We start from the raw sequence: 19974 nt of genomic DNA on the forward strand, positions 1-19974 counted from the left end.
CGGTAACGTCCGTGGCGCTTGTGTACTTCATGTGAATATGATGCGGTGACACTTCGTAATCCTCTCCGGATCGCCCGGGCGGCAACCGCTTTCGCGGCCACCGTTGCGGTGACGACCGCGTGCACCTCCGCGGCTTCCGCACCGCAGGTGAAGCCAGGTGGCCGCTCGTTCACCGTCGCCGCCGCCGGTGACGTGCTGATCCACCCCGAGCTGGTCGACCAGGCCGCCAAGGATGCCAAGAAGACCGGTGAGGGAGAGGCCGGGCTGGACTTCGGGCCGCTGCTCGCCGGGATCAAGCCGGTCATCAGCAAGGCCGATCTGGCCATCTGTCACATGGAGACGCCCGTCGGGAATCCGCGGGGCCCCTTCGAGGGATACCCGGAGTTCCTCGTCCCGCCGCAGATCCTGACGACGCTCAAGGGCGTGGGCTACGACACCTGCTCGACGGCCTCCAATCACACCTACGACCACGGTCTGGGGGCTGTACGGCGCACCTTGAACGCCATGGACAAGGCCGGCCTCGGGCACACCGGCTCCGCCCGCACGCCCGAGGAAGCGGAACGAATCAACATTCGTGACGTCAAGGGCGTCAAGGTCGCCCACCTCTCGTTCTCCTGGATGTCGTTCCGCCACCCGACGCCGGAGAAGGAGAAATGGGCGTTCAACCAGCTCGACGCGGACGCGATCAAGGACGCCGAGGCCCGGGCCCGCGAGAAGGGCGCCGAGGTGGTCATCCTCTCGGTTCACTGGGGGGCCGAGCACTACAACGAACCGAGCCTCCCCCAGCTGCGGTTGGCGGAGCGGCTCAGCGCGGAGACCGGGATCGACCTGGTGATCGGGCACCACTCCCATGCGGTGCAGCCGATCCAGAAAGTGAACGGCACCTGGGTCGCCTACAGCCTGGGCAACCAGGTCGCCCGTCACTCCTCGCCCACCGGAGTCACCGAGGAGGGCGCGATCGGCTGGTTCCAGTTCCGTGAGACGACCGACGGCTGGGACGTCTCCGCCCGCTACGCCACGACGCTCGTGGACATCCCGCCCGAGGTGGAGTCCGGTGAGAAGCCGCCCGCCGGCGCGGTCGAGGACCACCGGGTGGTGGACGTACGGCGGGCGCTCGACGCGCCGGGCGATCTCTCCGAGGAACGGCTGGCCCGCTACCGGCTGGCGGCCGACCGCACGCGTGGCTTCCTGTACAACCGCGGGGCGCCGGGCGGCGACGGCCTGAAGGAGCTCACGCTGGAGCGTGACTAGCGCCACAGCGCATTGGGGGCGAGCGAGACAACCTCGCCCCTCCCCAACAGTCTTATAAACGGCGGTCCGTTACCTCTCCCGCGGGAGAGGGGTTCTGTGCGGCCGTCCTTCACCCCAGAGAGGCCGGAGGAGACCACCGGTGACACCCACCCGCGCCGCGCGCCCCGTGAAGGGAGGACGGCGGCGCAGCCGGAGACGCGCGGACATGCCGCTGCTGGGCGGCGTCCGTCCCCCGATCGCGCTGCTGTGCGTGCTGGTGCTCGCCCTCGCCGGCCTCACCGCCCAGGTGCTCGGCCCCGCCGGTGAGCAGGCCGTACCGCAGGCGGTGCTCTCCTCGCAGCAGCACTTCGCGGAGGACGGCGCCATCGCCCTGCGCGCCTCGATCGACGAGCGGGTCACCGACCTGAACCGCACCGCCGCCGCGCTGAACGCGGGGCCGCCGGTGAAGCCCGAGCGCGTCCTGTCCGACCTGGGGAAGACCTACCAGAAGTGGACGGGCACCACGGTCCTGGACCTGGAGAGCGGCAAGGTGCTGGCCGCCAGGGGGGAAACGATTCCACTCGGGTGGCTGGACAAGGACGTCCTCACCGGGGACACGGCCCTCAAGCCCCGCATGGTGCGGCTGGAGACCGGCGACGTACGCCTGATGACCATGGCTGTCCTGGACTTCGAGGACCGGCCGCAGCAGCTGCTGCTCGCCTCCAACAGCCTGTCCGTGCCCGCCATCAACCTGGGCCAGTTCCGCTCCATGGCGGTCGTCGCCACCGGCGGGGAGATCCTCGCCACGGCAGGCTTCGAACAGTCCGAGGCGCTCAACACCGACCAGGAGCGCCAGGAGCTGGCCTTCCTCCAGAAGCAGATGAGCGGGCTGTCCGCCCAGGCGGCACGGGAGACCGAGCAGGACCCGGTCAGTGCCAGGGAGCCGGGCTCCCGCGGCTACCCCGGTGTCAGCGGGACCCTGGTCGGCGGGAGCTACAACGGCCGTGTCGCCACGGCCGGTTACGCCTCCCTCTCCTCCGCCGACCCGGAGGAGAAGAAGAGCGTCGGCGCGGGCCTCGGGCTCACCGTCGTCGCCCTGCTGCCCGTGGTCCAGCAGCAGGCCGCCGCTCCGGACCGGGAGCTGTACGGGCTGCTGGCGGCCGGAGCCCTGGTGGTGCTCGGACTGCTCGCCGCGGCCGTGCTGTGGGCGACCGTGCAGCGGCCGCTGCTGCGGCTGTTCCTGGAGTCCCGCCGACTGGCCCGGGGCGACCTGACCCGCCCGGTGGACGTGCCCCGCTGGGGTGAGGCCGCGCGCATCGGCTCCGCGCTGGAGAGGCTGCGCGCGCAGCTGGGCGGTCCGGCCGATGATCCCGGTGGCCGCCAGCGCGTCAAGGGGCGGTTCGGGGTGCGCGGGCCGCTCGCGCTGACCGCCGTACTGCTGCTGCTGTGGTGTCTGCCCGTCGGCCTCCTGCTGAACCGCACCGACGACTCCGTCACCATTCCGGCCAGCATGGTCGCGGACCAGCGTGACCGCACCGACCTGGTCGCCGACCGGGTGCGCCGGGCGCTCAACGAGGCGCAGGCGGACCTGGTCTCCACATCCCGGCTGATCGACCCGGACGACGCCGACGCCGGCCGCGCACTGCTCGAGGAAACCCTGCGCGAGCACACCCGCTACCAGGCGCTGTACCTCCTCGACGAGGACGGCGAGGTCGTCGCCCGCGCGGGCAAGGAGCCGCGCGCCGGATTCGCCGACGCGGACGAGCTGCCGCTGGTCCGGGTGGCCGGCAAGGGTGAGAAGAAGCCGGTCGTCCAGGCCGGGGCGCCCCTGCCGGGCCACAAGGACATGACCCTGGTCGGCGAGGTCCGGGTCGAGTTCCTCAACTCGCTGCTGAAGCGGCCCGGGCTCGGCGAGGTCCGCGTGGTGGACGCCAAGGCGCAGACCATCGCCGCCAGCGACGGCTTCCTGGCCTTCGAGGACCTGCCGCGCGACGCGCTCACCGACCTCGTCCGGGCCGGCAGCGTCCACGTCGGCGCCGGTCCCGTCGAGAACGGCCTGCTGATCCGCGAAGGCCGCGGGACCACGGTCGCCGCGGCCGCCCCGTTCTCCGGCGGCGGCGTGGCGGCCGACATCGGCTGGACCGTGGTCAGCTGGCAGAACGCCAAGGACTTCCAGATCACTCCGTACCAGCGCGAGGACCGCAGCGTCCTGGCCGGACTGCTCGGTCTGGCCCTGATCGTCGTCTGCCTCGGCTGGTTGTACCTGGTCGTGGCCCGGCCGATGCGGGCCCTGGCGGCCGGCGCGGAGAAGCTGGCCGACGGCGACCTCAAGTCCGTGCTGTACCCCCGCTACCAGGACGAGGTCGGCGCCGTCGTGCGCAGCCTCGAACTGCTCCGCCAGCAACTCCAGGCCCGTAAGCAGACCCAGGCGCGCCGGCTCGCGGAGCCGGAAGCCAGCGTTCGGGGAAGGTGACCCAGCCGTGCTCTATCTGTACTTCGTCCTGCTCACCGGCAGCGTGCTGCTGCTGGTGGCGGGCATCGTGGAACAGCGCCGGCACTACGCCAGCCTGCACAGCATCCCGTCGCGCGTGCTCGTGAACGGCATCCGCGGCAAGTCCTCCATCACCCGGCTGTGCGCCGGGGCGCTGCGCGGCGGCGACCTGGTCACCGTGGCGAAGACCACGGGTACGGCGGCCCGGTTCATCCACCCGGACGCCACCGAGGAGCCGGTCTACCGCAAGTTCGGCATCGCCAACGTGGTGGAGCAGATCGGCATCGTGCGCCGGGCCGCCACCTACCGGCCCGACGCCCTCGTCATCGAGTGCATGGCCGTCATGCCGGCCCTGCAGGAGGTGAACCAGAGCAAGCTGATCCGCTCCACGATCGGCGTGCTGTGCAACGTCCGCGAGGACCACCTCGCCGAGATGGGACCCACCCTCGACGACGTGGCGCGGTCGCTGTGCCGCTCCATGCCGGAGGACGGCATCTGCGTCACCGCCGAGAAGGAGCGCTTCCACATCCTCCAGGAGGAGGCCGACGCCCGTAACTGCCAGCTGATCTTCGCCGACCCGGAGACCGTCACCGACGAGGAGCTGCGCGGCTTCAGCTGGTTCACCTTCAAGGAGAACGTGGCGATCGCCCTCGTCGTGGCCGAACTGCTCGGCGTGGAACGGCGGGTCGCCCTGCAGGGCATGTACGACGCCCCGCCGGACCCGGGCGTGCTGTCCGTCGAGCGCTACGCGACGCCCGAGGGCAAGCGGCTCGCCTTCGCCAACGTCTTCGCGGCCAACGACCCCGAGTCGACGCTGATGAACATCAACCAGCTGCTCGACCTCGGAGCCATCCACCGGCCGCTGAACGTCGTGATCAACTGCCGGCCCGACCGCGTGGAGCGCAACGGGCAGATGGGCGAGATCATCCCCGACCTCCAGCCGGACCACGTCTTCGTCATCGGGCACCCCGCCAAGAGCGCGATCGACGCCATCCCCGCCGAGTGGCGCGACCGGGCGGTCGACCTCGGGGGTGAACGCCGGTCGGCCGAGGAGTTCATGCCCGCCCTGCTGGAGCGCCTGGCCGCCGACTCCTCCCTGGTCGCCATCGGCAACATCCACGGTCAGGGCGAGGAACTGCTGGAGTACCTGGCCGAACTCCCGGCGGACGAGTCCGCGCCCGCCGACGCGGCACGGCCCTCGGCCACGGCCGCACCGGCCCAGCCGGCGCGCCTGGACCCCTACGCCTCGTACCCCATGGCCTATGAGGAGCGCTACCAGGCCTCCCGTACCCAGGACATCCCGGTGGTCCGCATCCCTCCCCAGCCGTCGGGGCCGTACGCCGACGCCGGGTACCCCGAGCCGGCCCCCTACCAGCAGGGGCCCTACGTCGCTCCGGCCCAGCAGGGCTGGCAGTACGCCGACGAGCCCTACGGGTACGTCCCGGCCGACGACGGGGGTCAGCCTCCCCGTTCCTGACGTCCACGGGCGGGGCGAGCGCCGCCCGCAGGACCGCCGCTCGCCCCGTACCGAACCCGCACCCGTACCCCGTGCCCGGAGACCCCGTTGACCACCGCCGCCCTGACTCCCGAGATGGCCGCCCTCGGCATCGCCATCGGCCTGTTCTTCTCGTTGCTGTGCTACCTGACCACCAACCTGTCGCCCGGCGGCATGATCACGCCGGGCTGGCTCGCCCTGACCCTCATCGAGGACCTCCAGCGGGCGGCCATGGTGGTCGGCGTCACCGCCCTCACCTACGCGGGCACCAAGGTCATGCAGCGGCTGGTGATCCTCTACGGCAAGCGGCTGTTCGCCGCGGTGGTCCTGCTGGGCGTGCTGCTCCAGGCCACGGTGATGATCGTGCTGTCGATCGAGTTCCCGCTGCTCTACGGCAACCAGACCCTCGGCTTCATCGTGCCCGGCCTGATCGCGTACCAGATGGTCCGCCAGCCCAAGGGGGCGACGCTGCTGGCGACCGGCACCGTCTCGCTCATGGCCTACATCGTCGTCGCCGCCGGGCTGCTGCTCGGCATCATGCCCACCGTCTGAGAACCGGCGTCCCGGCGACCGATATCCCAGGAGAGAACACATGGCAGGGAAGAAGAAATCGAGGCCGGTCCTCTCCGGCCTCGTGGTGCTGGGGCTCGTCGCGACCTCCGGCTACCTCACCGTGGAACTCCGCAAGCAGGAGGACAAGGGCGTCCCGGAGATCACGAACGTCGGCGTGCTGGACGGCTCGGACCGGGCCGGCGGCGCGACGAAGACCCGCGACAAGGGCGGGGAGAGCTGGTCCCGGCTGGAGAACCCCGCCCGCTCCGTGCTGCGCGGGTCCGACGGCCAGGTCAAGGCGGTGTTCACCGACGGGGCGCGCACCGCGACCCTGACCGGACCGGCACGCACCTTCACCGAGCCCTCGTCGACGAGCTCCAAGGTCTCCACGACGGACTGGGTCCGCCTCATGCCCGAGCCCTGGAAGAAGGGCGCGGACAAGCAGAAGTGGTTCAAGGACTGGTACGCCGAGTACGAGGCCGCCAAGGAGGACGACCTCCTGGCCATCGCCTTCCAGTACGTCGCGGGCGCCAAAGAGAAGAAGGACGAGCAGGGCACCGTCTACGCCGGTGACGCCAACTTCGGGCCCCTCAACGCGAACGGGGCGGAGGGCGGCGACCTGCGCCTGGAGCAGTCCGACTTCTACGACTACCTCGGCGTCCAGTACCCCTTCCGGGACGGCGTGATCGGCCAGCCGGAGACCGCGCGTGCCCGGTCGATCGACTGCTCGGGATACATGCGGATGGTGTTCGGCTACCGCGCCCGCTACCCGCTCATGTCCTCGGACGAGTCGGGTGACGGCCTGCCGCGCACCGCCAACGGCATGGCCCGCTCCAAGCAGGGTGCCGACATCCTGCCGCTCACCGGCATCTCGCCCAAGGACCGGCCCACCGGCATCGACCAGCTCCAGCCCGGGGACCTCGTCTTCTTCAAGCTCGACACCCGGACGAAGCAGCGCCTGGACCACGTCGGCATGGTGCTCGGCTACGACACCGAGGGCCACCTGCTCTTCGTCTCCAGCCGCGAGGAGGTCAACGGCCCGACCATCGGCGACGTCGGCGGAGTGTCCCGGCTGGACGGCAACGGCTACTACGCCAAGACGCTGCGCAGCGCCAAGAGGCTGTGACCGGGCGCGCGGCGGCGACCGGTCACCCGTTGGCCGCGGCCGACGCCTGCGCCTGACCGCGGCGGTGGATCTGGCGGAACGTGAACAGCTGGAGGTTGTCGCCCGTGGCGAACACCTCGGTGTCCTCCGTCGTCACGTCCTTGCCGCTGGTGAAGCCGGCGTTGGTGAAGTAGGCGTAGCGGCCGTAGGAGTTGCTGGTCGTGCGGCAGAAGCCGGATTCGCAGAAGGCCTTCACGCCTCCGCCGGAGAGCGACTTGACGAAGCTCTTCTTGTTGGTCTGGCTCTTGGCCTTGGCGGCCTGTGCCTCGGTGTCGAAGACCGCCACGCCGACCGTCACCGCGATGCCGTCCCTGGTGTAGGTGACGCGTATCAGGCGGGTGCAGTCGTTCGCGGTGAGGATCTTCGGGAGGGTGCCGCCCGAGGCCGAGGCGCAGTTCTTGGTGTCGGCCGTGGGGCCCTTCTTGTACGTCGTCTCGCCCATGGTCAGCTGGGTGCCGGGGAAGAGGGTGTCCGGGCTGAGCGGAGCCGTGTCCTTCTTCGCGCTGGCGATGAAGTCCTTCGGGTCCAGCGGGGGCGGGGCGCTGGTCGGGGCGAACGACGGGGCCGAGGCGGACTCGCTCGGGATGTCGGCCGAGGGCACCTGGGAGGTCGGGCTGTTCGCCTGGTTGTCGCCGCCCGCCGAGACCACGGCCACGGCGACGGCAGCGCCGATCGCGACGGTGGCGAGCGCGCCGCCGCCGACCAGGAGCAGCCGGCGTCGTCTGTTACGGGCCTCGGACGCCTCGGCGAGCGCGGCCCAGTCCGGAGACTGGCCGCCCCCGCTGTTCCAGGGCTGCTGCGACTGCGGTTTCCATGGATCCCACTGGGACTGGGGTCCCCCCTGCCCAAAGCTCATGGGGCGCATCTTAGACGGGACATGGGGCGTGCTGGTCCGCCTGGAGGGGCCCTCGAAGCCCTAGCGTTCCTCCCATGCGGACGGGCAAAGGCGACATCTGCGGGTGGTTGGGGCGACTGCTGCCGACCGGGGTGCTGCTGGTGTGCCTGTGGTCGTGGCCGGTGGCCGCGCTCGGGGTGTGGCCGTCGGTCATGGTCGGGGTGCTGCGGGCGCTGCGCCGTCCGCGCGGCGGCGGCTCCCTGCCGCGGTGGTGCGCCGCCGTGGCCGTCGATGTGGTGCTGTCGTCGGTGTTCCCGTACGTGCGGCCGGTGCGGCGCCGGACGCTGAGCAGGGCGGTTACCCTGTGTGCGGGCCTGTGCGTCTGCGTGGCGGGTCGTCGGCGATGATCCCGCGTTTTGACCCCTGTGGTGAGCCCCGGTATTCTGCTCTTTCGTTGTGTATTGGCTTGCTCATTCTCACGGGACGGGCCCTTACACCGGTCCACCGGGCCGATGACCAGCGACCAGCACGCGGTTTGCGTCACCGCAGTGCGGTCAAGGCTGTCGTGATCGTTTCGGTGACCTGTTCAGGACCATTCACTCGAAGCGAAGGCTACGAACCGTGCGTACGTACAGCCCCAAGCCCGGCGATGTGACGCGCCAGTGGCACGTCATTGACGCTCAGGACGTTGTCCTGGGTCGTCTCGCCACCACCGCAGCGACCCTTCTCCGGGGCAAGCACAAGCCGATCTACGCGCCCCACGTCGACGCTGGTGACTTCGTCATCATCATCAACGCGGACAAGGTGCACCTGTCCGGCAACAAGCGGACCCAGAAGATGGCGTACCGCCACTCCGGCTACCCGGGTGGTCTGCGCTCCGTCCGTTACGACGAGCTGCTCGACAAGAACCCCGAGAAGGCCATCGAGAAGGCCGTCAAGGGCATGCTCCCCAAGAACACTCTGGGCCGTCAGATGCTCTCGAAGCTGAAGGTCTACAAGGGTGACCAGCACCCGCACGGCGCGCAGCAGCCGCAGCCGTACGAGATCACCCAGGTCGCGCAGTAAGTCCGGCCACCCCCTAAGACTGAAGAGAATCTGAGGAGAATCGTGGCCGAGACCACTGCCGAGCAGCCGCTCGAAGAGCTTGACATCGACAGCTACACCACCGAGTCCGAGGTCCCCGTCGAGGGTGAGTACACCTCGGAGTCCATGGCCTCCCGCTTCGGCGAGCCCCAGCCGGCCGCCGGCCTGGGCCGTCGCAAGAACGCCATCGCCCGCGTCCGGATCATCCCGGGCACCGGCAAGTGGAAGATCAACGGGCGCACCCTCGAGGACTACTTCCCGAACAAGGTGCACCAGCAGGAAGTCAACGAGCCCTTCAAGGTGCTCGAGCTCGAGGGCCGCTACGACGTCGTCGCCCGCATCGCCGGTGGCGGTGTCTCCGGTCAGGCCGGTGCGCTCCGTCTCGGTGTCGCCCGCGCGCTGAACGAGGCGGACGTCGACAACAACCGCGGCCCGCTGAAGAAGGCCGGCTTCCTCAAGCGCGACGACCGTGCGGTCGAGCGCAAGAAGGCCGGTCTGAAGAAGGCCCGCAAGGCCCCGCAGTACAGCAAGCGCTAATCGCGTCGCTGTCCTTGCGACTGTCTTCGCAATGATCGCCCCGGCGGCACGTTCAGTGCCGCCGGGGCGTTCACGTACACAACCCCTGCGGATGTGGGACCGTCCCGGGGGATGTACTGGAGCCGCACTCTCTCGCAATTCGGAGGACACCACAGTGGGACGACTCTTCGGCACGGACGGCGTGCGCGGTGTCGCCAACGCGGACCTGACGGCGGAGATGGCCCTCGGCCTCTCCGTAGCCGCGGCGCACGTACTGGCCGAGGCGGGCACGTTCGAGGGACACCGGCCGACCGCGGTGGTCGGGCGTGACCCGCGCGCGTCCGGGGAGTTCCTGGAGGCCGCCGTGGTCGCGGGCCTCGCCAGCGCCGGCGTGGACGTCCTGCGGGTCGGCGTGCTGCCGACCCCGGCGGTGGCATTTCTGACCGGAGAGCTCGGCGCCGACCTCGGTGTGATGCTCTCCGCGAGCCACAACGCCATGCCCGACAACGGCATCAAGTTCTTCGCCCGCGGCGGGCACAAGCTCGCCGACGAGCTGGAGGACCGGATCGAGTCCGTCTACGAGGAGCACCGCACCGGCGCCCCGTGGGACCGGCCGACCGGGGCCGGGGTGGGCCGCGTACGCGAGTACGAGGAGGGCTTCGACCGGTACGTCGCGCATCTGCTGCGCGCCCTGCCGAACCGGCTCGACGGGCTGAAGGTCGTCCTCGACGAGGCGCACGGCGCCGCCGCCCGGGTCTCGCCCGAGGCGTTCCAGCGGGCCGGTGCCGAGGTCGTCACGATCGGCGCCGAGCCGGACGGGCTCAACATCAACGACGGGTGCGGATCCACGCACCTGGACAAGATCAAGGCCGCCGTCGTCGAGCACGGGGCCCACCTGGGCATCGCGCACGACGGTGACGCCGACCGGTGCCTCGCCGTGGACCACACCGGCGAGGAGGTGGACGGCGACCAGATCCTGGCCGTGCTCGCCCTGGCCATGCGCGAGGCCTCCACGCTGCGGTCCGAGACGGTCGTGGCGACGGTGATGTCCAACCTCGGCTTCAAGCTCGCCATGGAGCGCGAGGGCATCCGGCTCGTGCAGACGGCCGTGGGCGACCGGTACGTGCTGGAGGAGATGAAGGAGCACGGGTTCGCCCTCGGGGGCGAGCAGTCCGGGCACGTGATCATCCTCGACCACGCGACGACGGGCGACGGCACACTGACCGGGTTGCTGCTGGCGGCGCGGGTCGCGAAGAGCGGGCGTCCGCTGCGGGAGCTGGCGTCGGTGATGGAGCGGCTGCCGCAGGTGCTGATCAATGTGAGGGATGTCGACAAGTCCCGGGTGACGACGTCGGCCGAGCTGTCGGCGGCGGTTGCCGACGCGGAGCGGGAGCTTGGCGCTACCGGGCGGGTGCTGCTGCGGTCCTCGGGGACCGAGCCGCTGGTGCGGGTGATGGTGGAGGCGGCGGATATCGAGCAGGCTCGGTCTGTGGCCGGGCGGTTGGCTGATGTGGTGAAGTCCGCGCTCGGTTAGGGAGCGGGCCCGGAGGCGGGGGTTCTGTTGCGGGCGGGCTGCCGGTTGTGTGTGGCTTGTCGCGCCCAGGCGGCGGAGCCGCACATGGATGTACAGCCCCGCGCCCCTGAGACAGCTGCCCCTACGGCGTTTTCTTGCGCTGCGTGGACCAGAGCCATTTCTGCACCAGCAGGGTCAGCGTGCCGGCGACGATGATGCCCAGCAGGTTCAGCAGGAGTTGTTCTGTGGAGCCCTTGGTCTGGGTCATGTCGCCGTAGCTCAGGGCCACCGCCGCGTTCGCCGCGGCCGGGACCGTGGTCACCGAGATGGCCACGCCCACCAGGGCGCCCGACTTGGCGGAGGTCAGGGAGAGCGTGCCGGCGATGCCGGCCAGGACCGCCACGACGAACGAGAACCAGTCGGGGGCGTAGATGAAGCCCGTGTTGGGGCGGTCCGCCCTGAGTTGCCGCTTGCTGAACAGGTCGACCGCGTCCATGAAGAGGCTGAAGCCGACCGTCACCGCCATCGCCACCGCGAAGCCCACCAAGAGGGCGATCAGCGAGCGCAGGGCCAGGCGTGCTTTGCTGCGGACGATCGCGGTGCAGATGCCGGCGAGAGGGCCGAACTCCGGTCCCACCGCCATGGCGCCCACGATCAGGATCGCGTTGTCCAGGACCACACCGCAGGCGGCGAGCATCGTGGCGAGGGTGATGAACGCGAGGTATGTGACGGAGAGGGTCGACTCCTCGTGCGTCGCGTCGCTGAGCTGCTCCCACAGGACCGCGTCCGCGCCCTCGCCGGGTGCGTCGGCCGCGGCCTGGTCGGCCCGCTCGGACAGCGACAGGTCGATGGCCTCGACGGCGATGGAACCGCTGGTGTCGATGCCGAGTTCCCGCAGGCCGGTGAGCAGTTCGTCACCGGCCTCGCGCGCCACGTCGCACATCACGACGTCCCCGGCGGGGTTGCGGGCGGTGTCCGGCAGCACGACGAGGTGGGCGGTGCCGATCGTCTTGTCGATCAGCCGCACCACGTCGTCGGTCTTCCCGGACGGCGTGATCAGGCGCAGGTGGAGCATGACGGCTATCTAACCGGTCTTTCCCCCGGGCGTCACAGCTTGCGCAGGCTGAGGCGCTGCACCTTGTGGTCCGGGCCCTTGCGCACGACGAGGGTGGCGCGGCCGCGGGTGGGGGCGATGTTCTCCACCAGGTTGGGCCGGTTGATCGTGCGCCACATCGTCCGGGCGTAGTCGAGGGCTTCCTCCTCCGATACCTGGGTGTACTTGCGGAAGTACGAGGACGGGTTCTGGAACGCGGTCGCGCGCAGCTTGCGGAAGCGGTTGAGGTACCAGTGCTCGATGTCCTCGACGCGGGCGTCGACGTAGACGCTGAAGTCGAAGTAGTCGGCGAGGCCGACCCGGGTGCGGCCGTCCTTGCCGGGGAGGGCGGGCTGGAGGACGTTCAGACCCTCGACGATCAGGATGTCGGGGCGGCGGACCGTGAGCTTCTTGTCGGGGACGATGTCGTAGATCAGGTGGGAGTAGACGGGGGCCGTGACCTCGTCCTTGCCGGCCTTGATGTCGGCGACGAAGCGGGTCAGCGCGCGGCGGTCGTAGGACTCGGGGAATCCCTTCCGCGACATCAGGCCGCGGGTCTGCAGCTCCTGGGTGGGCAGCAGGAAGCCGTCGGTGGTGACCAGTTCGACGCGCGGGTGTTCCGGCCAGCGCGAGAGCAGGGCCTGGAGGAGCCGGGCGACCGTCGACTTGCCCACGGCGACCGAGCCGGCGACTCCTATGACGAACGGTGTGCCGGACTGGGAGCCCTGCTCGCCCAGGAAGGTGTTGAGCGCGCCTCTGAGGCCGTCCGTGGCACCGACGTAGAGATTGAGAAGTCTGGACAGCGGGAGGTAGATGTCCCGCACCTCGTCGAGGTCGATGACATCGCCGAGACCGCGAAGCTTCTCGACCTCCTCGGCCGTCAGCGGCAGCGGCGTCTTGTCACGCAACGCGCTCCACTCGGCTCGGGTGAGGTCGACGTAGGGAGTCGCCTCCGGCCGCTGCCGGTGGGCGCTCCGGGGTATCGAGGAGACCGGAGAGATCACAGTCCATTGTTACGGGCGTACGAACGGACCGTGAGGTGGGATCCGTCACGCGGCCGGTGACGTTCTCCGCGGGCCGCCGACTTTCTCCGTTCGGGACGAAACGGGCCAAGGGGAGGAATGTCAGTGGCGTGCGTCACAGTTGTGGGAGAGGTGGGCCCAGGCCGGGGTCCAGGAACGCCGAGGGGTGACCCATGACGTATGCGATAGAGGCGGAAGGTCTGGTCAAACGGTTCAAGGAGACCGAGGCACTGGCCGGTGTCGATCTGGCGGCCCGCAAGGGCACGGTGCTCGGGCTGCTGGGCCCCAACGGTGCGGGCAAGACGACCGCGGTGCGGATCTTCGCGACGCTGCTGCGCCCGGACGGGGGCACGGCCCGGGTGGCCGGCCACGACGTGGTCCGGGAGGCCGGGGTCGTGCGGGCCATGGTCGGGCTGACCGGGCAGTACGCGGCGGTCGACGAGAACCTGACCGGCGCGGAGAATCTGCTGCTCATCGGCCGGCTGCTGGGCCTGCCGAGGCGGGAGGCGAAGGCGCGGGCGGGGGAGCTGCTGGAGCGCTTTCAGCTGACGCACGCGGCCGGCCGGGCCGCGAAGACGTTCTCGGGAGGCATGCGCCGGCGGCTGGACCTCGCGGCCAGCCTGGTGGGGCGGCCCCGCATCCTCTTCCTCGACGAGCCGACCACGGGCCTCGACCCGCACAGCCGTGGTGAGCTGTGGGACATGCTGCGCGGCCTGGTCGCGGACGGTGCGACCGCGCTGCTGACCACGCAGTATCTGAACGAGGCCGATGTGCTCGCCGACGAGATCGTGGTGATCGACAAGGGCCGGGTGATCGCCGAGGGTACGCCGGACCGGCTGAAGGCCCAGGTCGGCGGCCAGGTGCTGGAGCTCCGGCCGATCCTCGGACAGGACCTCGCGCGGGCGCACGCGCTGGTGGCCGGGGCCGCCGGGCCGGAGGCCCGGATCGAGGGCGAGATGATCACCGCGCCGGTGAAGGACCCCGAGCTGATGCCGGCCGTCGTGCGCGCCCTGGACCGGGAGGGGATCGCGGTGGGCGAGCTGGCTCTGCGCCGCTCCTCGCTCGACGAGGTCTTCCTCGCCCTCACCGGCCACCGCGCCGAACCGGGCGAGCCCGAGCAGGACGGCGGCGCAGCCGTCCGGGAAGAGGACGAGAGCGAGCTGGAGAAGGCGGTGAGCCGCTCATGACCGCCACCACCATCACCGCGCCCGTCACCGCGTCGGGCCGCGTGCCGCCCCTCGCCGGAGTGCGGCAGACCTTCACGATGGCCTGGCGGAGTCTGGTCGCCGTCAAGCACAACCCGCTCGAACTGGTCGACTACAGCATCACGCCGATCATGTTCGTGTTCCTGTTCACCTACGTGCTGGGCGGGCAGATGGCCGGATCGCCCGACGCGTATCTGAAGTACGCGCTGCCCGGGATCATCGTGCAGAACACCCTGTTCATGACGATGTACACGGCGATGGCGCTCAACACCGACCTCACCAAGGGTGTCTTCGACCGGCTGCGCAGCCTGCCCATCGCGCGCTCCGCCCCGCTGATCGGGCGGATCACCGCCGACCTCGCGAAGCACGTCTGGGCCATGCTGCTGATGATCGGCCTCGGACTGGCCCTCGGCTTCCGCATCACCGGCGGGTTCGGCGGGTTCCTGCTCGGCGTGCTGCTGCTGGTGGTGTTCGCCGCGGCCGTGTCATGGAGTGCGGTACTGATCGGGATGCTGGCCGGTGACGCGGAGAAGGTGCAGGCGTTCGCCTTCACCCTCATCTTCCCGATCACCTTCACCAGCAGCGCCTTCGTCGTCGTCGACACCATGCCGGGCTGGCTCCAGGCGTGGAGCGACGTCAACCCGGTCACGCACCTGTCCGACGCCTTCCGCGGGCTGCTGCTCGGCGGGGCGGTGGCGGAGCCGGTGCTGTGGTCGCTGGTGTGGGCGGCGGGTATCGCGCTGGTGTTCTATCCCCTGGCGATGAGGGCCTATCGGGCGAAGGTGTGAGATCGAGGGGTCAGGTCTTCGTACCCCGGTGGGAATTTCCGATTTCGGGCACGCTACGACCGGTTCAGCGCGGGAATCGACCCTAAGCTGCCGCCCATGTGTGGAATCGTGGGATACGTGGGGCCGCAATCGGCGCTCGAGGTCGTGATGGCCGGGCTGAAGCGGCTGGAGTACCGGGGGTACGACTCGGCGGGCGTCGCCGTGCTGGCCGACGGCGGGCTGGCGGCGGCCAGGAAAGCCGGCAAGCTCCTCAACCTGGAGAAGGAACTGGACGGCCGGCCGCTGCCGACCGGCACGACGGGCATCGGACACACCCGGTGGGCCACGCACGGCGGACCGACGGATGCCAACGCCCACCCGCACATCGACAACGCGGGTCGGGTCGCGGTGGTGCACAACGGCATCATCGAGAACTTCGCCCTGCTGCGGGCCGAGCTGGAGGTGCGGGGCCACGAGTTGGCCTCCGAGACCGACACCGAGGTCGTCGCGCATCTGCTCGCCGAGGAGTTCTCGTCGTGCGCGGACCTCGCCGAGGCGATGCGGCTGGTGTGCCGACGGCTGGAAGGCGCGTTCACGCTGGTCGCGGTGCACGCCGACGAGCCGGACGTGGTGGTGGGCGCGCGGCGGAACTCGCCGTTGGTGGTGGGCGTCGGAGAGGGCGAGGCCTTTCTCGCCTCGGACGTCGCCGCGTTCATCGCCCACACGCGGTCGGCGATCGAGCTGGGACAGGACCAAGTGGTGGAGCTGCGCCGGGACGGCGTGACGGTGACGGGCTTCGACGGCCGCCCGGCCGACGTCCGCTCGTACCACGTCGACTGGGACACGTCGGCCGCGGAGAAGGGCGGCTACGACTACTTCATGCTCAAGGAGATCGCCGAGCAGCCCAAGGCGGTCGCCGACACGCTGCTGGGCCGTATCGACGGCTCCGGTTCGCTGACCCTGGACGAGGTGCGGATCCCCGCGGGGGTGCTGCGGGAGATCGACAAGGTCGTCATCGTCGCGTGCGGTACGGCCTTCCACGCCGGGATGATCGCCAAGTACGCCATCGAGCACTGGACGCGCCTGCCGTGCGAGGTGGAACTGGCCAGTGAGTTCCGGTACCGGGACCCGATCCTGGACGCGCAGACCCTCGTCATCGCCATCTCCCAGTCCGGCGAGACCATGGACACGCTCATGGCGCTGCGGCATGCCCGCGAGCAGGGCTCCAAGGTGCTGGCGATCTGCAACACCAACGGCTCGACGATCCCGCGCGAGTCGGACGCGGTGCTGTACACGCACGCCGGTCCCGAGGTGGCCGTCGCCTCCACCAAGGCGTTCCTGACACAGCTCGTCGCCTGCTATCTGGTCGCCCTCTATCTGGGCCAGGTGCGGGGTACCAAGTGGGGCGACGAGATCCGGGCGGTGATTCGCGACCTGTCCTCGATCGCCGGTGCGGTGGAGCAGGTCCTGGGCACGATGGAGCCGGTGCGGGAGCTGGCGCGCACGCTCGCCTCGAAGAACACGGTGCTGTTCCTCGGCCGGCATGTGGGGTATCCGGTGGCGCTGGAGGGCGCGCTGAAGCTCAAGGAGCTGGCCTACATGCACGCCGAGGGGTTCGCGGCGGGGGAGTTGAAGCACGGGCCGATCGCCCTGATCGAGGAGGACCTGCCGGTGGTCGTCGTGGTGCCGTCGCCGCGCGGGCGGTCCGTGCTGCACGACAAGATCGTGTCCAACATCCAGGAGATCCGGGCGCGGGGGGCGCGGACGATCGTCATCGCGGAGGAGGGGGACGAGGCGGTGGTGCCGTACGCGGACCACTTGATCCGGGTGCCGGTCACGCCGACGCTGCTCCAGCCGCTCGTGGCCACGGTGCCGCTCCAGGTGTTCGCGTGCGAGCTGGCGACGGCTCGCGGGAACGAGGTGGATCAGCCTCGGAACCTGGCGAAGTCGGTGACGGTGGAGTGAGGAAAAGGGGCGAACGGCGGGTTGCCGTTCGCCCCTTGAGCAGCCACTCAGCCGACTGGTCGGTCGGCTGGTCGGGCGACTACCAGTTGATGCAGGTCTTGGGGACCCAGCCGTTCACCTTGTCGCCGCCGTAGTACCACATGTTGCTCTTCTTGCCGCAGGCCGTGTACGAGCCGCCCTTGTAGGCCTTGCCGTCGTTGCAGATCCCGCCCCGCTCGCCCTTGCCCCAGATGCCGAGGGCGGTGGCGCTCGTCTTCGGCGAGGTGCGGACCTTGACGGTCTCCTTGGCCTTGACGTTGACGATCGCCTTGCTGCAGTCCTTCGGCGGGGCTGCGGCGGCGGTGCCGGCGGCGGCGACGGTGCCGGTGAGGGCCGTGGCGAAGAGGGCCGCGGCAGTGGCCGCCGTTCCCAGCGACTTGAACTTCATGGTCTTGCGTCCTCCCGTTGTGTGCGATGCCGGTTGCTCATCGCGGTCATCGCGAACTGTACAAGGGGGAGGGGGAGTTCACGTTCAGGAATTCAGTAGGGGAAGGTCCAGGGGGGCGGCGGCTTGGGGCTGTAGGGGAGCTTGGTCCAGCCGTCGGGGGTCACGTGGTAGAAGTCCCCGTTGTCGCCGTCCATCCGCGAGCTGCCGTGCACGTGCACGATGTCCGCGTGGAGGCGGTAGTGGAAGCCGCCCATCATGCCGACCACCCGGAAGGAGATCCGCACGTCCAGGCCCTCCGTCAGGGGGGACAGCGGTGGCAGGAGGTGCTCGATCTCGTCGAAGCAGCTGCCGGTGCGCTCCCGCAGCATCGCGTGGAAGTGGCGCTCCAACGCTTCGGAGGGAGCAGGGAGTTGCCGCACCGCGACCGGCTCCAGGAGCTCCAGCAGATGCGTGTGACCCCGCTCCCGCGCGATGTCCACCGGGCGCCGTCCGTCCCGGGTGCGCTGCGTGCGCCAGGCGCCGTGCGCGATCAGCCGGGAGGCGACCGCGATCGCGGCGCCGTGCCAGGCGGCCTGGTGCAGCGGGGCGAACCCGCTGCGGTTCCCGGGGCGGGCGAGATTGACCCGCTCGGGATTCTTCACCAGCTCCCCGAACAGGCCGCCCCAGTCTGCGTCCCGGGCCAGGTCCGAGAACCGGTCCCGCTCCTTCAGGTACCAGTCCCCGTAGCGCTCGCGGTCGGTGAGGCCGTCCCATTCCATGCCGATCATGCTAGTGCCCCGGCAGGCAACGTTTGCCCGGGGCGAACGTTGCCTGCCGGGGCGCTAGTCACCGCCGTCGAGGCCGAAGGCGGCGCGAGTCTCACCGTAGGGTGCTGCGCATGAGCATCATCGGGGTCGGGATCGACGTCGCCGAGATCGAGCGGTTCGCGGCGTCTCTGGAGCGAACGCCCGCGCTGGCCGAGCGGCTGTTCGTGGAGCGGGAGTTGTTGCTGCCCAGTGGGGAGCGCCGGGGTGTCGCCTCCCTGGCTGCCCGGTTCGCCGCCAAGGAAGCCCTGGCCAAGGCGCTCGGGGCTCCGCCCGGGCTGCTGTGGACCGATGCCGAGGTGTGTGTCGAGGACAGTGGGCAGCCCTGGCTGCGGGTGACCGGGACCGTGGCGGCGCGGGCCGCCGAGCTCGGGGTGCGGTCCTGGCATCTGTCCCTGAGCCATGACGCCGGTGTCGCCTCGGCCGTTGTGATCGCGGAGGGGTGACAGGGGGCCGGGGGACTACGACATGGACCACAGGAGCGTGGCCGTGCCGATGAAGCCCACGGCGCCGAGGATGGTGCCCGCCGCCGCGGTCCACATGCGGCCCGTGCCCCGGCGGGCGTGGTGGACGCCCATCACGCCGAACGTGATGGCCAGCGCTCCGGCCAGCACCGTCCAGGGGATCAGGAACGCCCAGGTGCCCACGGCGGAGAAGGTGCCGAGGACGAGTGCCGTGGGGCCCAGGGCGGTGGCGGGTGTGTCGGTTTCCATGGGTGTGGGTGATCCGGCCATGTTTCGGTCCCCCTTTTTGAACGAGTTCAAAATACGTCTCGATAGTAGCGCGACGGAGGGCTTGGCATGACCACGGTGGAGGGCGTGGACCCTCGCGGTACGCAGCACTGCGAGACGTCGGCTCTGGGGGTGTTGCTGCGGCACCAGGGACTCGATCTGTCCGAGCCCATGCTCTTCGGCCTCGGGTCCGGGCTGTCCTTCATCTACTGGGACAGCAAGAACATGGACTTTCCCTTCCTCGGCGGGCGCGTCAAGCCCTTCGAGCTCACCAGGAACCTGGCCGCCAGGCTGGGGCTGGAGCTCGCGGTCCAGGAGACCGGCTCCGCCCGCAAGGCATGGGAGCACGTGGCGGCCGCCGTCGACGCCGGCCGCCCCGTCGGGCTTCAGCTCGACAGTCACCACCTGGACTACTTCACCTCGAAGGTGCACTTCGGCGGTCACGTCGTCGCCCTGTACGGCTACGACGAGCACGACGCCTACCTGGTGGACACCGACCAGCAGGGCGGAGCGGTATCCACGAGCCTGGACAGCCTCGCCCGGGCCAGGGCCGCGCGCGGACCGATGACCGCCAGGCACCGGTCCTTCACGCTCACCGCCGCCGGGAAGACGCCCTCCCTGGAGAGTCGGATCATTCCGGCCATCACTGAATGCGCCGGCGCGTTCCTCGACCCGCCCATCGCCAACCTCGGCCACCGAGGCATCGAGAAGGCCGGGAAGCTCGTACCCGCCTGGCTCCAGCGCACCGACGCCCCCCAGCGGGACCTGCCGCAGGCCGCCCTCCTCATGGAGAAGGCCGGCACCGGCGGTGCTCTGTTCCGCAACCTCTACCGCGACTTTCTCGCCGAATGCGCCCAGCTGGTCGACAGCGGCCATCTGCGCACCGGCCACAGGCTGTACTCGGAGGCGGCCGGCTTGTGGACGGACGTCGCCGCGCTCATCACGAACGCCGGTGAGTCGGGCGATGAGCAGTACCTCGTGCGGGCAGGCACCGTCCTCCGCGACATCGCGTGCGTCGAACGCGAAGCCATGGAGGCGCTGAGCCGCCTGCGCGCTGAAGCCCCCGCCGGATGAGGGCGAG

20 protein-coding genes are annotated in these 19974 nt (G+C 70.2%); 14 read left to right on the forward strand and 6 right to left on the reverse strand.

Going from position 1 to position 19974, the window contains the following annotated elements:
- The first annotated feature begins 108 nt into the window (after nucleotides 1-108).
- The 5 genes from AOQ53_RS39405 to AOQ53_RS39425 all read left to right on the forward strand — a co-directional run bounded on the left by AOQ53_RS39405 (nucleotide 109) and on the right by AOQ53_RS39425 (nucleotide 6894).
- Nucleotides 109-1251, forward strand: coding sequence for a CapA family protein (locus AOQ53_RS39405; protein WP_099054784.1), 1143 nt, complete (start codon nucleotides 109-111; stop codon nucleotides 1249-1251).
- Nucleotides 1252-1456: 205 nt separating this feature from the next.
- Complete coding sequence (locus tag AOQ53_RS39410) at nucleotides 1457-3703, forward strand: HAMP domain-containing protein (RefSeq protein WP_059424854.1); 2247 nt, start codon at nucleotides 1457-1459, stop codon at nucleotides 3701-3703.
- A gap of 7 nt (nucleotides 3704-3710) precedes the next feature.
- Nucleotides 3711-5198 carry a poly-gamma-glutamate synthase PgsB gene (gene pgsB, locus AOQ53_RS39415; RefSeq protein ID WP_236711965.1) on the forward strand — a complete coding sequence of 496 codons (1488 nt, stop codon included), beginning with the start codon at nucleotides 3711-3713 and terminating at the stop codon, nucleotides 5196-5198.
- Between the two features lie 87 nt (nucleotides 5199-5285).
- Complete coding sequence (locus tag AOQ53_RS39420) at nucleotides 5286-5768, forward strand: poly-gamma-glutamate biosynthesis protein PgsC/CapC (protein WP_020276280.1); 483 nt, start codon at nucleotides 5286-5288, stop codon at nucleotides 5766-5768.
- A 40-nt stretch (nucleotides 5769-5808) separates the two neighbouring features.
- A complete protein-coding gene (locus AOQ53_RS39425; RefSeq protein WP_059424856.1) occupies nucleotides 5809-6894 on the forward strand; it encodes an NlpC/P60 family protein in 1086 nt (361 codons plus the stop codon).
- A 22-nt stretch (nucleotides 6895-6916) separates the two neighbouring features.
- Here AOQ53_RS39425 and AOQ53_RS39430 read toward each other — a convergent pair whose 3' ends face one another.
- Nucleotides 6917-7789 (reverse strand): hypothetical protein, encoded by an 873-nt coding sequence (locus tag AOQ53_RS39430; protein ID WP_059424857.1) that lies wholly within the window; start codon nucleotides 7787-7789, stop codon nucleotides 6917-6919.
- A gap of 74 nt (nucleotides 7790-7863) precedes the next feature.
- On the opposite strand from AOQ53_RS39430, the gene AOQ53_RS39435 reads away from it, so the two are divergent.
- The 4 genes from AOQ53_RS39435 (at nucleotide 7864) to glmM (ending at nucleotide 10901) form a co-directional block, all read left to right on the forward strand.
- Nucleotides 7864-8175: a hypothetical protein gene (locus AOQ53_RS39435; RefSeq protein ID WP_059424858.1), complete on the forward strand. Its 312-nt coding sequence runs from the start codon at nucleotides 7864-7866 to the stop codon at nucleotides 8173-8175.
- A 214-nt stretch (nucleotides 8176-8389) separates the two neighbouring features.
- Nucleotides 8390-8833, forward strand: a complete 444-nt coding sequence (gene rplM / locus AOQ53_RS39440) for a 50S ribosomal protein L13 (protein ID WP_010036634.1) — start codon at nucleotides 8390-8392, stop codon at nucleotides 8831-8833.
- 42 nt (nucleotides 8834-8875) lie between these two features.
- A complete protein-coding gene (gene rpsI / locus AOQ53_RS39445; RefSeq protein WP_059424859.1) occupies nucleotides 8876-9388 on the forward strand; it encodes a 30S ribosomal protein S9 in 513 nt (170 codons plus the stop codon).
- Nucleotides 9389-9542: 154 nt separating this feature from the next.
- Nucleotides 9543-10901 (forward strand): phosphoglucosamine mutase, encoded by a 1359-nt coding sequence (glmM, locus tag AOQ53_RS39450; protein WP_059424860.1) that lies wholly within the window; start codon nucleotides 9543-9545, stop codon nucleotides 10899-10901.
- A gap of 121 nt (nucleotides 10902-11022) precedes the next feature.
- Here the strand turns inward: glmM and AOQ53_RS39455 are convergent, their stop codons facing one another.
- Both AOQ53_RS39455 and coaA read right to left on the reverse strand, forming a co-directional pair.
- Complete coding sequence (locus tag AOQ53_RS39455; RefSeq protein ID WP_059424861.1) at nucleotides 11023-11955, reverse strand: DUF389 domain-containing protein; 933 nt, start codon at nucleotides 11953-11955, stop codon at nucleotides 11023-11025.
- Between the two features lie 32 nt (nucleotides 11956-11987).
- Nucleotides 11988-12977, reverse strand: a complete 990-nt coding sequence (gene coaA / locus AOQ53_RS39460; protein WP_059424863.1) for a type I pantothenate kinase — start codon at nucleotides 12975-12977, stop codon at nucleotides 11988-11990.
- Nucleotides 12978-13168: 191 nt separating this feature from the next.
- Between coaA and AOQ53_RS39465 the strand changes: the two genes are divergently transcribed.
- The 3 genes from AOQ53_RS39465 to glmS all read left to right on the forward strand — a co-directional run bounded on the left by AOQ53_RS39465 (nucleotide 13169) and on the right by glmS (nucleotide 16932).
- Nucleotides 13169-14182, forward strand: coding sequence for an ATP-binding cassette domain-containing protein (locus AOQ53_RS39465; protein ID WP_059424865.1), 1014 nt, complete (start codon nucleotides 13169-13171; stop codon nucleotides 14180-14182).
- Nucleotides 14179-14988: an ABC transporter permease gene (locus AOQ53_RS39470; RefSeq protein WP_059424866.1), complete on the forward strand. Its 810-nt coding sequence runs from the start codon at nucleotides 14179-14181 to the stop codon at nucleotides 14986-14988. Before AOQ53_RS39465 ends, AOQ53_RS39470 begins: the two co-directional genes overlap by 4 nt.
- Before the next feature lie 96 nt (nucleotides 14989-15084).
- Nucleotides 15085-16932, forward strand: a complete 1848-nt coding sequence (glmS, locus tag AOQ53_RS39475; RefSeq protein WP_059424868.1) for a glutamine--fructose-6-phosphate transaminase (isomerizing) — start codon at nucleotides 15085-15087, stop codon at nucleotides 16930-16932.
- A gap of 79 nt (nucleotides 16933-17011) precedes the next feature.
- On the opposite strand, the gene AOQ53_RS39480 is transcribed toward glmS, so the two are convergent.
- Entirely contained in the window at nucleotides 17012-17359 is a 348-nt protein-coding gene (locus AOQ53_RS39480; protein WP_059424870.1) for a hypothetical protein, read from the reverse strand.
- Between the two features lie 92 nt (nucleotides 17360-17451).
- Nucleotides 17452-18117: an ankyrin repeat domain-containing protein gene (locus tag AOQ53_RS39485; protein ID WP_236711966.1), complete on the reverse strand. Its 666-nt coding sequence runs from the start codon at nucleotides 18115-18117 to the stop codon at nucleotides 17452-17454.
- Nucleotides 18118-18236: 119 nt separating this feature from the next.
- Between AOQ53_RS39485 and AOQ53_RS39490 the strand changes: the two genes are divergently transcribed.
- On the forward strand, nucleotides 18237-18608 hold the full coding sequence (locus tag AOQ53_RS39490) for a holo-ACP synthase (protein ID WP_059424872.1): 372 nt from the start codon (nucleotides 18237-18239) through the stop codon (nucleotides 18606-18608).
- A 15-nt stretch (nucleotides 18609-18623) separates the two neighbouring features.
- Here AOQ53_RS39490 and AOQ53_RS39495 read toward each other — a convergent pair whose 3' ends face one another.
- On the reverse strand, nucleotides 18624-18896 hold the full coding sequence (locus AOQ53_RS39495) for a hypothetical protein (protein ID WP_063889062.1): 273 nt from the start codon (nucleotides 18894-18896) through the stop codon (nucleotides 18624-18626).
- 66 nt (nucleotides 18897-18962) lie between these two features.
- Here AOQ53_RS39495 and AOQ53_RS39500 point away from each other — a divergent pair, with 66 nt between their 5' ends.
- Entirely contained in the window at nucleotides 18963-19967 is a 1005-nt protein-coding gene (locus AOQ53_RS39500; RefSeq protein WP_059424875.1) for a BtrH N-terminal domain-containing protein, read from the forward strand.
- Nucleotides 19968-19974: the final 7 nt, after the last annotated feature.

This window comes from Streptomyces azureus (assembly GCF_001270025.1).
Taxonomy (GTDB): domain Bacteria; phylum Actinomycetota; class Actinomycetes; order Streptomycetales; family Streptomycetaceae; genus Streptomyces; species Streptomyces azureus.